General features: G+C 72.0%; 13 protein-coding genes. 9 read left to right on the top strand and 4 right to left on the bottom strand.

The window, feature by feature from the left end:
• The first annotated feature begins 72 nt into the window (after nucleotides 1–72).
• Nucleotides 73–1,332 carry an amidohydrolase gene (locus ACLQ23_RS02015; RefSeq protein ID WP_355592546.1) on the top strand — a complete coding sequence of 420 codons (1,260 nt, stop codon included), beginning with the start codon at nucleotides 73–75 and terminating at the stop codon, nucleotides 1,330–1,332.
• Here ACLQ23_RS02015 and ACLQ23_RS02010 read toward each other — a convergent pair.
• Nucleotides 1,289–2,251, bottom strand: a complete 963-nt coding sequence (locus tag ACLQ23_RS02010) for a DUF4349 domain-containing protein (protein WP_425880337.1) — start codon at nucleotides 2,249–2,251, stop codon at nucleotides 1,289–1,291. The two genes, ACLQ23_RS02015 and ACLQ23_RS02010, sit on opposite strands and share 44 nt — an antisense overlap.
• Nucleotides 2,252–2,344: 93 nt before the next feature.
• Here ACLQ23_RS02010 and ACLQ23_RS02005 point away from each other — a divergent pair, with 93 nt between their 5' ends.
• The 6 genes from ACLQ23_RS02005 (at nucleotide 2,345) to ACLQ23_RS01980 (ending at nucleotide 6,537) form a co-directional block, all read left to right on the top strand.
• The gene (locus ACLQ23_RS02005; protein WP_425880265.1) at nucleotides 2,345–2,974 is read left to right on the top strand and encodes an MBL fold metallo-hydrolase; all 630 of its coding nucleotides are present in this window, start codon (nucleotides 2,345–2,347) and stop codon (nucleotides 2,972–2,974) included.
• 4 nt (nucleotides 2,975–2,978) lie between these two features.
• On the top strand, nucleotides 2,979–3,950 hold the full coding sequence (locus ACLQ23_RS02000) for a hypothetical protein (protein WP_355592542.1): 972 nt from the start codon (nucleotides 2,979–2,981) through the stop codon (nucleotides 3,948–3,950).
• Nucleotides 3,951–4,036: 86 nt separating this feature from the next.
• Complete coding sequence (locus tag ACLQ23_RS01995) at nucleotides 4,037–4,771, top strand: SCO6745 family protein (RefSeq protein ID WP_355592540.1); 735 nt, start codon at nucleotides 4,037–4,039, stop codon at nucleotides 4,769–4,771.
• A 90-nt stretch (nucleotides 4,772–4,861) separates the two neighbouring features.
• Complete coding sequence (locus ACLQ23_RS01990) at nucleotides 4,862–5,116, top strand: type II toxin-antitoxin system Phd/YefM family antitoxin (protein WP_355592538.1); 255 nt, start codon at nucleotides 4,862–4,864, stop codon at nucleotides 5,114–5,116.
• Nucleotides 5,113–5,487 carry a type II toxin-antitoxin system VapC family toxin gene (locus ACLQ23_RS01985; RefSeq protein ID WP_355592536.1) on the top strand — a complete coding sequence of 125 codons (375 nt, stop codon included), beginning with the start codon at nucleotides 5,113–5,115 and terminating at the stop codon, nucleotides 5,485–5,487. Before ACLQ23_RS01990 ends, ACLQ23_RS01985 begins: the two co-directional genes overlap by 4 nt.
• Before the next feature lie 90 nt (nucleotides 5,488–5,577).
• Entirely contained in the window at nucleotides 5,578–6,537 is a 960-nt protein-coding gene (locus tag ACLQ23_RS01980) for a GNAT family N-acetyltransferase (RefSeq protein ID WP_355592534.1), read from the top strand.
• A gap of 96 nt (nucleotides 6,538–6,633) precedes the next feature.
• On the opposite strand, the gene ACLQ23_RS01975 is transcribed toward ACLQ23_RS01980, so the two are convergent.
• The gene (locus tag ACLQ23_RS01975) at nucleotides 6,634–7,089 is read right to left on the bottom strand and encodes a gamma-glutamylcyclotransferase (RefSeq protein WP_132233291.1); all 456 of its coding nucleotides are present in this window, start codon (nucleotides 7,087–7,089) and stop codon (nucleotides 6,634–6,636) included.
• Nucleotides 7,090–7,195: 106 nt separating this feature from the next.
• Here ACLQ23_RS01975 and ACLQ23_RS01970 point away from each other — a divergent pair, with 106 nt between their 5' ends.
• The gene (locus tag ACLQ23_RS01970; protein WP_355592532.1) at nucleotides 7,196–8,599 is read left to right on the top strand and encodes an NAD(P)H-quinone dehydrogenase; all 1,404 of its coding nucleotides are present in this window, start codon (nucleotides 7,196–7,198) and stop codon (nucleotides 8,597–8,599) included.
• A 38-nt stretch (nucleotides 8,600–8,637) separates the two neighbouring features.
• Here ACLQ23_RS01970 and ACLQ23_RS01965 read toward each other — a convergent pair whose 3' ends face one another.
• Both ACLQ23_RS01965 and ACLQ23_RS01960 read right to left on the bottom strand, forming a co-directional pair.
• Nucleotides 8,638–9,288 (bottom strand): DUF998 domain-containing protein, encoded by a 651-nt coding sequence (locus ACLQ23_RS01965; protein ID WP_355592530.1) that lies wholly within the window; start codon nucleotides 9,286–9,288, stop codon nucleotides 8,638–8,640.
• A gap of 72 nt (nucleotides 9,289–9,360) precedes the next feature.
• A complete protein-coding gene (locus tag ACLQ23_RS01960) occupies nucleotides 9,361–10,062 on the bottom strand; it encodes a DedA family protein (protein ID WP_355592528.1) in 702 nt (233 codons plus the stop codon).
• A 516-nt stretch (nucleotides 10,063–10,578) separates the two neighbouring features.
• Here ACLQ23_RS01960 and thrS point away from each other — a divergent pair.
• On the top strand, nucleotides 10,579–11,796 hold the full coding sequence (gene thrS, locus ACLQ23_RS01955; RefSeq protein ID WP_355592526.1) for a threonine--tRNA ligase: 1,218 nt from the start codon (nucleotides 10,579–10,581) through the stop codon (nucleotides 11,794–11,796).
• The last annotated feature ends 29 nt before the right edge of the window (nucleotides 11,797–11,825 follow it).

The following is an 11,825-nucleotide window of genomic DNA, read 5'->3' as shown; positions in this document are numbered from 1 at the left end:
CGTCACCGTCGGAGGTCTAGGCTGTCTGCTGTCCCCGATGATCCATCCATCTCCAGTAATCGAGAATTCGACGTGACGAGTGCGTTGACGCTGCCCACAGGTGGCCAGCTGGCGTCGTCCTGGACGGACGCGCCGCCCGGTTCCCAGCCGCTGCCCCGCGACCTGGACCACCTCCTCGCGCTCCGGGTACCCGGGCTGATCGCTACGCGCCGTCACATCCACTCGCACCCCGAGCTCTCCGGCACGGAGTTCGAGACGGCCGCCCTGATCGCGCGGGAGCTGTCCCTGGCCGGCCTGCAACCTCGGCTGCTGCCCAAGGGCAACGGGGTGATCTGCGACATCAACGGCCGCCCGGACGGGCCGGTCGTCGCGCTGCGCGCCGACATCGACGCCCTGCCGCTCGACGACACCAAGGACGTGCCCTACCGCTCCACCGTGGAGGGCGTCTGCCACGCCTGCGGCCACGACGTCCACACCACGATCATGCTCGGCGTCGGCATGCTGCTGGCCCAACTCGCCGACCTCGGCGAGCTGGACGGCCGGGTCCGGCTCATCTTCCAGCCCGCGGAGGAGATCCTGCCGTGCGGCTCCCTCGAGGTCATCGAGGCCGACGGTCTGGACGACGTCGTGCAGATCTTCGCGCTGCACTGCGACCCGAACCTGCCGGTGGGCCAGATCGGCCTGCGCGTCGGCCCGATCACCGCAGCGGCCGACAACGTCACCGTCCGGCTCACCGGGCCTGGAGGGCACACCGCCCGCCCGCACCTGACCGTCGACCTGGTCGACGCGCTCGGCCGCCTGATCACCGAGGTGCCCGCCCTGGTCAGTCGCCGGGTGCCGGCAAACAGCGGGCTGCTGTTGGTCTTCGGCCACGCGTCGGCCGGCACCCGTTACAACGTCATCCCCTCCGAGGCGTCCGCCTCGGGCACCCTGCGGGTGATGGACCGGGACACCTGGGAGCAGGCGCCCAAGATAGTGGCTCAGGTGGTGCGGGACGTGATCGCCCCGACCGGCGCCACTGTCGACCTGGAATACCTGCGCGGTCGGCCGCCGGTGAGCAACGACTCCCGGGCCATCCAGGTGCTTACCGCCGCCACCACCGCCGCGCTCGGCCCGGACGGCGTCGCCGAAACCCCGCAGAGCATGGGCGGCGAGGACTTCTCCTGGTATCTGGAGTACGTCCCCGGCGCCCTCGCCCGCCTCGGCGTGGGCCGTTCCGGCCCCAACGTCGACCTGCACCGCGCGTCCTTCGACGTGGACGAGCGGGCCATCCCGGCCGGCGTACGCGTCATGGTGCAGACCGCGCTGCGGGCACTGGCGGCGGCCCGCTGACCGGTGCGGTGAGCGCCGGGGTCTTCCGCCGCCTACGCAGCACCAGCAGCAACACCATCACCGGTACGCCGAACGCCACCAGCCACGGCAGCAACGCCCCCAGCACGGTGACCAGGACTGTCATCGAGGCGACGAACGCCTTCCAGCCGCCCCTCAGCCCGACCACGAAGCCCGTTTCGTTCTCCTCGTCGCTGGTCTTCGCCGCCGGCCCGGCAAGCGAGACGGTGATCGTGGAGAGGGCCGTCAGGTCGGCCAGCCGCCGCTTCTTGGCCTCCAGCGAGGCCAGGTCCGCCTCCCGGCGGCCCAACTCGTTCTCCAGCGACACCAGGTCGGTGATCGAGGTGGCCCGGGCGAGCAGCCGGCGTGCGCTGTCCACACGCGCCCGCTGACTGATGATCCGGGCCTCCAGGTCGACCGTCTCCTCGGTGACGTCCTGGGTGTTGATGTCCCGGCTCTGCTGCCGGCCGAGCTTCGCAATCTCCTCCACCACACCGGAGAACTTCGCCGCAGGCACCCGTAGCTGCAGCTCCGCCTCGGCGTCCGCGTCGGCGCTGCGCCGTACGTCCCCGCCGATGAAGCCGCCGGCACGGCTGACGACGGCGTTGACCTCGCGGGCCGCCGCGTCCACATCGGTCACCTGCACCCGCATCGCTCCGGTGTAGACGATCGCCCGCTGGTCGACACGTAGGTCCGGAGCACCGGCCCCGGCAGCCCCCTGCGCGTCGGCGCCGCCGTTCTTGTCCGCCGCGCCGCCCTCCGTGACGGCCCGCTCGGGCGCCGAGGCGGCCGAGTCCCGCGCGCCGCTGTCGCCGGCACCGCATCCCACCATCGCCAGTGTCGCCGTGAGTGCTGTCGCCGCCAGTAGTGCGCCGCGACGCCGTCCTGCCCGTCCGTCCATCCCCGCTCCCATCGTTGTCAGCCGGTGTGGCGATACCTCGGACGTGGCGCGCCCGCCGGCTGGTTCCGGCAGACTGCGCTGAGGACATCACGATTCGATAGTCGAGGAGTCACGATGCGGCTCACCAAATACGCGCACTCCTGCCTCCGGGTGGAACACGACGGGGGAGTGCTCGTTGTGGACCCTGGGATGTTCAGCGACCCCCAGGCGTTGGACGGTGCGGACGCGGTGCTGATCACCCACGAACACCCGGACCATCTCGACCTTGCGGCACTGCGTCCGCACCTCGACAGGCGGCCGGTGACGATCCACGGGCCTGCCTCTCTCGCCGGCACTCTTGGCGACGCCGCCGAGGCGCTGAGCGCTGTCGCTCCCGGTGAATCGTTCACCGCCGCCGGGGTCCCGATCCGCGCGTACGGCGGGCGGCACGCGGTGATCCATCCGGACATCCCGGTGATCGACAACATCGGCTACCTGATCAACGACGTCGTCTACCACCCCGGCGACTCCCTCGTGGTGCCGGAGGAGACACCTGTCGACACGCTGTTCGCGCCGATCCACGCCCCCTGGTCGAAGTTCTCCGAGGTCGTCGACTTCATCCGGGCGGTCGCCCCGCGCCGCGCGTACGCCCTGCACGACGCCCTGCTCAACGACAACGGGCTGACTGTGCTCGACCGGCAGTACACGGCCCTTTCCGGCACCGAGTACCAGCGTCTGGAGCCCGGTAGCCGGGTGGACGTCTGACACGATGCCCGGCCCGCCCTCGGAGCTGGTGCAGCAGCTCTACCGCACCCCACCGGACCGGTTCGTGGCCGCCCGGGACGCCGCCGTGGCCGAGGCGCGGCAGGCCGGCGACCCGGGCACAGCCCGCCAACTGGCCCGGCTCCGCCGCCCCACAGTCGCCGCGTGGCTGGTGAACCTGCTCGCCATCCACCGTCCCGAACTTGTCGCCGACCTGGTCCAGCTCGCCGACTCGTTGCGGGTAGCGCAGCGGGAGCTGCGCGGGCCCCGGCTGCGGGAGCTGTCGGCCCAGCGCCGGGCGGTCGTCGGCGCGCTTGTCGCCGAGGTTCGCAAGCTCGCCGCGGCCGAGCCGGAGGCGCCGCCGGCCAGCCGGCTGCCGCTGGGCGAGGTGGAGGCGACACTGAACGCGGCGCTCTCCGACAGCGAGGTCGCCGAGCAGGTCCGGGCCGGGCGGCTGCTCCGGTCGGCTCACTACGCAGGCTTCGGCGAGGTGCCCCGACCGCAGCTGCGGCTGGTCACCGGCGACGACGACGAGCCGGAGCCGGAAACTCGCCCCGCCGCTCAGCGCACACGCGCCGCGGGCCCTCGCGCCGACCCGGCCCGGGAACGTGCCGCGCAGGCCGAACGCGCGGCGCAGCGGGCGGCCCAGGCCGAGCGGGCACGCCGACGTCGCGCACTGGACCGGGAGCTGGACCGCGCCCACGCCGACCAGCAGCAGGCCGAGGCCGAGCTGGCCGAGGCGACCGGGCAGGAGCAGGACGGCGTCGCCGTCCTCGACGGGATCGAGACCGAGTTGGCCGAGCTGGAGCGGCGGCGGGCCGTCGCGGAGCAGGATCTCAGCAGGGCCCGGCTGGCTCGGCGGGCGGCTGAGCGGGCCGTGACAGTGGCCCGCCGACGCGCGGGTGAGGTCGAGGCCGCCGTCGAGGCGCTGGTGGCCGAAGAGGGGGATGCGGACGCGGGCGGTGGCGCGGCAGACTGAGCATCGATGGACGACGAGGAACGGGGCCGTCACGCTCCGGCCGGGGCCGCCGTGGGCGTGCCGAGCCGCCTCCGGGGGGTGCCCGGATGACGCCGGAGCAGCTCGCCGCCGCCAGCAAACCCGTCGTTCTCGATCTCGGTGACGCGTTCAGCAGATGCCCGAGCACGCTGCGCCGGGCCCGACTGCTCGGCATCTCCGGCTGGGCGTTCTACATCAGCGGCCGGGCCGGAGCGCTCGGCGACGTACGCGCGGAGACAGCGGCCGCGGCCATCGGCTTCGTCGCCCCGGACGCGGTCGCCGACGGGTGGGACGCCGCAGCCCGGGTCCTCCCGCCGGCCGACGTGGCCGCCGCCAGCCTCGCCGAGTGCTGCCGGTGGGGGGCGGAGCGGCTGGGCGCGCTGCCGGGGGCCGAGCGGCTGGCCGGGCTCGTCGAGCAGGCGGTCGTTGCCGCGAACGCCAGCGGAATGCCGCTCTTCGCCGCCTGGCGGGCCATGCCGCTGCCGGACCTCTCCCCGGGAGCCCGGAGCGCGGCCGGGCTGCGAGTGCTCCGCGAACACTTCACCGGCGCGTACCTGCTGGCGGTGCGCGCGGCCGGCATGACGCCGCTGGAGGCGGTGCTGGCCGGGCCGGAGGGGGAGGCCGGCGCGGTGGCGTGCGGCTGGCCACCGCCGTACCCGCCGATCGGGCCGCTTGTGCGTCGACGCCTCTGGGCGGAGGCGGTGACGAACCGGTTGGCAGCGCATGCGTTCGAGGCACTCGGCCCCCGCGACGGCGCAGAATTTGTGGAGTTGCTGCACCACACCCGCTCCACCCTCGCCTGAGCGGGCCGAGCCGCAGGCAGCTCAATGAACTACGCGCATCCGGGCGGAGCGGACTAGACTAGGGTCTTAGCTAACCGAGGAGAGGAAGTCATGTCGAGCGAGGCCGTGCACTACAACATGCATGAGGCCAAGACCCATCTGTCGCGCATCATCGAACGGGTGGAACGCGGCGAGGAGATCATCATCGACCGGGCGGGCACCCCGGTGGCGAAGGTCGTGCCGCTGGTGCGGCGGGTCAACCGCACGGCAGTCGGCTCCCTCGCCGGGCAACTCGACCTCACGGGCGACTGGGATTCCGACGAGACGAACGCCGAGATCGCTGCGGACTTCGGCATCGGCGCATGACCCTGCTGCTGGACACCCACGTGGCGCTCTGGGCCATCACCGGCGATCCGACCCTCGGCGCCGAGTTCCTCGACCGGCTGCGCCACGACCCGGACATCGTCCTCTCCCCGGTCAGCCTGTGGGAGATCACCATCAAGCAGCGCGCGGGAAAGCTTGCGGGGCCCTCGGATCTCGCCGAGCGGGTAAGGGACCTGGGTTTCCGTGAACTGCCGGTGACCCATGCCCACGCCATCGTCGCCGGTCGCCTGCCACCGCACCACCGCGATCCCTTCGACCGCATGCTCGTGGCGCAGGCGATCACCGAGAATCTGACCCTGGCCACCCGCGACGCATCGATACCGTTGTACGACGTGGACGTACTCAAGATCTGATCGGGAGCCCTCGCCTGAAAGGGCCCGGCGCGCGCGACAGCGCGAAAAATGGGCGGCACCGTCGACGATCGGCTGTCAGGATGTGCTGCCGTGACGCTTCCCGCTGGCTGGACCATGCGCCGGCCCATCCTCGACGACGTACCGGCGATCCTCACGGTCGTGCACGCGGCCGACACCTTCGCCATCGGCCACCCCGACTTCGACGCCGAGGATGTGGAGGCGTCGCTGACCGCCCCCTACGTCGACCCGGCCCGCGACTCCTGGCTGGCGGTGGATCCGGACGGCACAGTGGTCGGCTGGGCGACGGTGGACAATCCGACAGGGGTCGGCCGGGAATTCGTGGAGGTCTACGTCGACCCGGCCCAGGCGGGCATCGTCCGCGCGCCGCTGCTGGCCCGGCAACTCGACCGGGTCGCCGAGCGCGCCGCCGAGCGGGGGCTGCCGGCGCTCACCGTCCGGTGCGCGGTCTTCGCACCCGAACGCGACTGGGAACGGATTCTGCGCGAGAGCGGTTTCACCCTCGCCAAACGGTACGTCCGGATGAACCGCCCATTGGCCGACCTGCCGGCCGAGCCGCCCCCGCCGGCCGGGGTGACAGTGCGCCCGGTCCGACCCGACGACGAGGCCGAACTGCGGGAGTTCCACAGGGTCCACGACACCTCCTTCGGCGACACCCCGGATCACGAGTCACTGTCGTACGAGCGGTGGCGGGCCCGCATCGGCGACGTGACCGCCTGGGACGAGTGGTTCGTCGCGGAGGTGGACGGGGTGCTCGCCGGCGCGCTGCAGTCCTCCGACCAGGGGCTGGAGCAGCAGGAGGGCTTCGTGAAGACCCTGTCGGTGCTGCCCGCGTACCGTCGGCGTGGGGTGGGTGCGGCGTTGCTGCGCCGCGCCTTCGCCCGCTACGCCGAGAAGGGCCGGGTCTCCGCCGGCCTGGGTGTGGACCTCACCAACCCGACCGCCCCGGTGTCGCTCTACCGCTCTGTCGGCCTGCGGGAGACCTGGTGGAGCGACATGTACGAGCGGGTCGTCCCGGCCGCCGGTGTGTGATTGACGACGCTCGACCGGCCCGCCGACCAGCCCGGCCGGCGACGGTTGCAGACTGTTCGGGTGCGAAAGGCGCTCAGAGGCTGCGGGGGGACCCGGTCAGGCCGAGGCGGTGCCGGTGGGACGGGAGCGAAGCTCGGTGACGTAGTCGTCGGGCGCACCCGCCTTCTCGGCGGCGTTCGCGATCTCGGAGAGGTACCAGGCGGTCGGCAGCCCGCCCTCGTAACCGTCGAACACGTAGATCCACGCGGTGACGTCACCGTCGAGGGTGGAGATCCGGACGTGCAGCTTGCGGTACGTGCCGGCCGTCACCCCTTCCAGCTCGTCGAGCTGGGCCGCGTCATACGGGTGGATGTCGTAGATCGCCACGAACACCCGGTCACCGGGGGACTCGACGACGGTGCTCACCGCGCCCTCCCAGCCGATGACGTCCTCCCCGGCGAAGGTCAGCCGCCACCCCTCCAGCCAGCCGGTGCCCACCATGGGCGAGTGCGGGCAGTAGGCCCGCATCCGGGCCGGGTCGAGGTTTGAGCCGTAGGCGGCGTGATGACGCACGGCGATGACGATAGCCCGGCGGACGGGTGGGGGAGAATACGACTGTGCGTGTCGGGTGCGTTCGGGAGAAGAAAGTCACTGTGAGCATCAACGAAGGGCTAACGCTGTGAGCCGGATCGTGATCATCGGCGGTGGGCCGGCCGGGTACGAGGCGGCGCTCGTCGCCGCCCAACTGGACGCCGATGTCACCGTGGTGGAGGCCGACGGCGCGGGCGGGGCCTGCGTGCTGTCCGACTGCGTGCCGTCGAAGACGTTCATCGCCAGCTCGCAGGTGGTCACCGGCTACCGGGACACCGAGGAGTTCGGGGTGCACTCGGACGGCCTGGAGGCGGTCACCGTCGACGCGCGGGCCGTGCACGAGCGGGTCAAGCGCCTGGCGCTGGCGCAGTCCGCCGACATCCACGCCAAGCTGCTCAAGGCGGGGGTCACCTTCGTGGCCGGCACCGCCCGGCTGGGCGATGACGCCCTCGGGCACACCCACATGGTCATCATCACCCCGGCCGACGGAGGCGAGGAATACTCGATCGCCGCGTCCACCGTGCTGGTGGCCACCGGCTCGACGCCCCGCCAGCTGCCGACCGCCGTGCCGGACGGCGAGCGCATCCTGACCTGGCGCCAGGTGTACGACCTGCCGGAGCTGCCCGAGCACCTGATCGTGGTCGGCTCCGGCGTGACCGGCGCCGAGTTCGCAAGCGCGTACCTGGCGATGGGGGTCCAGGTCACGCTGGTGTCCAGCCGGGACCGGGTGATGCCGCACGAGGACGCCGACGCGGCGTCCGCCATCGAGCGGGTGTTCCGCAACCGGGGTATGACAATCCTCAACAACTCGCGCGCCGACGCGGTCCGGCGTACCGCCGACGGGGTGGAGGTGGAACTGTCCGACGGCCGCAAGGTCACCGGTTCGCACGCGTTGATCGCTGTGGGCTCGATCCCGAACACCGCCGACCTGGGCCTGGCCGAGTACGGCGTGGAGCTGGGCCGGGGTGGCTACGTCACCGTCGACAGGGTTTCCCGGACGAACGTTCCCGGCATCTACGCCGCCGGTGACTGCACCGGTGTGCTGCTGCTGGCAAGCGTCGCCGCCATGCAGGGCCGGATCGCGATGTGGCACGCCCTGGGCGAGGCGGTGCGGCCGCTGCGGCTGCGGACGGTCTCGGCGAACGTCTTCACCGACCCGGAGTTGGCCACCGTGGGTGTCTCGCAGGACGAGGTCGACGCGGGCAAGATCCCGGCCCGGCCGGTGATGCTGCCGTTGTCGGGCAACGCGCGGGCCAAGATGGACGACCTGTCCGACGGCTTCGTGAAGCTGTTCTGCCGGCCGGCGAGCGGGCAGGTGATCGGCGGTGTGGTCGTCGCGCCGAAGGCCAGCGAGCTGATCCTGCCGATCACCCTGGCCGTGGAGAACAACCTGACAGTGAACGAGCTGGCCCAGACAATAACGATCTACCCAAGCCTGTCGGGCTCGATCACCGAAGCGGCCCGCCAGCTGATGCTCCACGAGCTGGAGTAACCCCAGCTCTCGTCGATCATGGAGTTGTGGTGGCCGGTTTACGCGGGCGCACCCCTTTTGCGGGGCACCACAACTCCATGATCGACCAGGGGACGGGTTTGGAGCACCGCCAGGGTCGCTAACACAGCTACTTCGGTCAGGATCAGCAGGCGCTCGATCAGGCCCAGTAGGACTCGGTCGCCGGGGTAGGCGGACCAGATCATCGCTGCGGCCAGGGCCAGGCTGAGCATGACCAGGGCGCGCACGATCCCTGCGGCAGGTGCCACGTCGGGCCGGCGGGCGAGCAGCCAACCGGCGGCCGGCAGCGCCAGGAAGGCGACCACCGAGGCGTACCGGTGCAGGTAGGCGGCGGTGGTCATGGGAGTGCCCGGGTCGTTTGTCGGCACCACCGCCGCCAGCAGCAGTCCGGCCACCCACGCGACGAGCAGCAAGTCGGTGGCCCGGCCGGCCCGTGTGCGCGGGCGGGGCGGGCCGGTGCGGCGCAGCCCGTACAGCAGCGCGGCGCTGGCGAGCGCGAGCACCACCATTGCGACGTCGATGACCCCACCCCGGTCGGAGACGGCGAAGTCGCTGATCGTCAACGTCCATGGGTCGAGGTGGTCGACCTCAAGATGACCGATCACTGTGAGCAGGGCCGCGAGGGCGATCCCGCCGAGGGCCAGCAGTCCGGTGTACCGGGTTCCAGGCATGACCCAGCCTGTCGCCGCGAGCACCCGAGCCGGATCCGGGACAGCCACCGACATGGCCCCCAGAAACCACCCCTAGAGGCAACCTCGCCGATCTTGCACCTTAGGTCGCCGTTCTGCGCGCTTCACACCATTCGTCGGGGCGCAAAGTGCAAGATCGCGGGGGATTGCGGCGGCTGCGGCGGCGGTGCGGGCGTGACGGGCGTTTATGAGCGTCATCGCCCATCCTGCCGCAGCGAAGCCGACCGCTGCTGCGGCGGCGATGATGGCCAGGCGCCACGCCGACTGGGTGAGTGCCGTGCCGCCCAGGTGCCCCACCATCGCGCCGTAGGTGGCCCAGGCCAGCGCGGCCACGCCCTCGTAGAGCAGGAACAGCCGGTACGGGTACCGGCTGCGGCCTGCCGAGAAGCACGCCGCCATGCGTCCCCCGGGCACGAACCGGCAGAGCAGGAAGACCATCGGCCCGGGCTGCCGCAGACCCTGCGTGACCCGGCTGGCCACCCGGCGGGCGCGGCTCAGCTCGGTGTGCCGGGGTGCCCGTCGATCCGGCGCGCTTCGACCGAGCAGGTAGCAGGCCAGGTCCCCGACGAACACGCCGAGCGCGCCGACGGCGATGATTGCCGGCAGGCTGAGGCCGCCGTACACGGTGAGCGCACCGCTGGTGATCATGATGAGCTGGGTGGGGATCACCGGAACGAAGGCGTCGGCGATCAGCAATCCGAGCAGCACCAGGTACGCCCACGTCGGTGACGCGACGTCAGTCAGTAGTTCGGGCACGCCTGCCACCTCGCCGGATGCGGCCGATTGTGTGTGTCGAGCCTGACGTCGTGCCCGGCGTCACCGTGCACGGCCCCGTCCCGTCGTGACCGTCGACACCACAGGCCACCCAGATACAACGAGTTGAACCATCTTTAGGTGACGACTCCCGGGTTGACGCACGGCGTCCGAGGCGGTCGGCGGATCGGCCCTCGTCGGCGTACCGTTGTCGGCGCGGCCGAGCCCGTCGGGTCCCCCGTTCCTGACGACTCGGGCTGCCCCGGGCCGCCGGCGGGTCCCGCGCCGGCGGCCCACCCCCTCTCCGGCTGCCGCAAAACCGGGTGCGTCCTTCTCCGCCCGGCCGGTAGCGTCGCCGCATGCGCAGCGCGGTGAGAGTGACCACGACGCCGGGTGTCCCCGGCGTGCCGCTCTGACGTAACCACAGTCGACAAGGCCCCGGGGCGATCCGCCCCCGAGGGCCGCGCGGCGTTCGGAGTCCAGGTCGCCCTCGGGTCGTACCCGATCCAGGAGCGCGACATGATCGACCACCGAAGGCTCGGACGTGAGCTGGACCTCTTCGTCTCCGATCCGCTTGCCGGTGCCGGCCTGCCGATCTGGTTGCCGGCCGGTGCCGCAGCCCGGCACGCCGTCGAGGAGTACGTCCGTGAGTTGGAGCGCCGGTCCGGCCACCAGCACGTCTACTCGCCGCCGCTTGGCAAACGCGAACTGTTCGAACTCTCCGGGCACCTCGGCTACTTCGCCGACGACATGTTCCCCCCGATGCGACTGAGCGCCGACGACGAGGTCGTGCTGCGGCCCGCGCTCTGCCCGCACCACGCGCTTGTCTTCCGCGCCCGGGGTCGCTCCTACCGGGAGCTGCCGCTGCGGATCGCCGAGCTGGGCGGCATGTACCGCTCGGAGCGCTCGGGTGTGCTCGGCGGGCTGTCCCGGGTCCGCGCCATCTCGCTCAACGACGCGCACACCTTCTGCGCGCCGGACCAGGTCGGCGCGGAGGTCGTCGAGATCCTCCGGCTGATCCGCGCCGCGCACGCCGCGCTCGGCGTCCGTCCGGCCGGCTTCCGGCTGTCGGTGCGCGGACCGGCCGGCAGGTACGTCGGCGACGACGCGCAGTGGGCCCACGCCGAGGACCTGCTCCGGGGCGCGCTCGCCGGTGTGGAGTACGTCGAGGCGCCGGGCGAGGCAGCCTTCTACGGTCCGAAGATCGACATCCAGATCGTCGACGCTGCCGGCCGGGAGTCGACCATCTCCACCATCCAACTCGACTTCGACAAGCCGGAGCGGTTCGACCTGTCGTACACCGATTCCGACGGCAGCCGGCGTCGCCCGGTGATGGTGCACCGCAGCCTCGTGGGCAGCATGGAGCGGCTGTTCGCGTACCTCATCGAGGTGCACGAGGGCGCCTTCCCGGCCTGGTACGCGCCGGTCCAGCTGGTGCTGCTGCCGGTGGGCGACGGGCAGGCCGGCGCGGCGACCGAGCTGGCGCGGCGGGCACTCGACGCCGGGCTGCGGGTCGAGGTCGACGCGGCCGGCTCGCTGGGCGGCCGGGTACGGGACGCGGCTCGCCGCCGTATCCCGTACCTCGGGGTGTTGGGCTCTCGGGAGGTGGCCGACGGGCGGTTGGCGCTGCGCTTGCGCGGCGGCCGTGCCCTGGATCCGATGCCCGTCGCCGACGTGCTCGCCCTGATCAACGGGCAGGTCGCCGCCCGCGCGGCCGACCTGCTGCCGCCGGGCTGACCGGCTCGTGGGCCCGGGGCGGACCGTCG

It is taken from the genome of Micromonospora sp. DT41 (assembly GCF_049841715.1).
Taxonomy (GTDB): Bacteria; Actinomycetota; Actinomycetes; order Mycobacteriales; family Micromonosporaceae; genus Micromonospora; species Micromonospora profundi.
Note: the sequence above shows the minus strand (reverse complement) of the source record. Positions and strands in the feature narration are given on the sequence as shown.

What these genes read in the sequence shown, in the direction of transcription:
- ACLQ23_RS02005 (WP_425880265.1), top strand. Translation starts at nt 2,345, where the DNA reads ATGCGGCTCACCAAATACGCGCACTCCTGCCTCCGGGTGGAACACGAC.
- ACLQ23_RS02000 (WP_355592542.1), top strand. Translation starts at nt 2,979, where the DNA reads ATGCCCGGCCCGCCCTCGGAGCTGGTGCAGCAGCTCTACCGCACCCCA.
- ACLQ23_RS01995 (WP_355592540.1), top strand. Translation starts at nt 4,037, where the DNA reads ATGACGCCGGAGCAGCTCGCCGCCGCCAGCAAACCCGTCGTTCTCGAT.
- ACLQ23_RS01990 (WP_355592538.1), top strand. Translation starts at nt 4,862, where the DNA reads ATGTCGAGCGAGGCCGTGCACTACAACATGCATGAGGCCAAGACCCAT.
- ACLQ23_RS01985 (WP_355592536.1), top strand. Translation starts at nt 5,113, where the DNA reads ATGACCCTGCTGCTGGACACCCACGTGGCGCTCTGGGCCATCACCGGC.
- ACLQ23_RS01965 (WP_355592530.1), bottom strand. Translation starts at nt 9,288, where the DNA reads ATGCCTGGAACCCGGTACACCGGACTGCTGGCCCTCGGCGGGATCGCC.
- thrS (WP_355592526.1), top strand. Translation starts at nt 10,579, where the DNA reads ATGATCGACCACCGAAGGCTCGGACGTGAGCTGGACCTCTTCGTCTCC.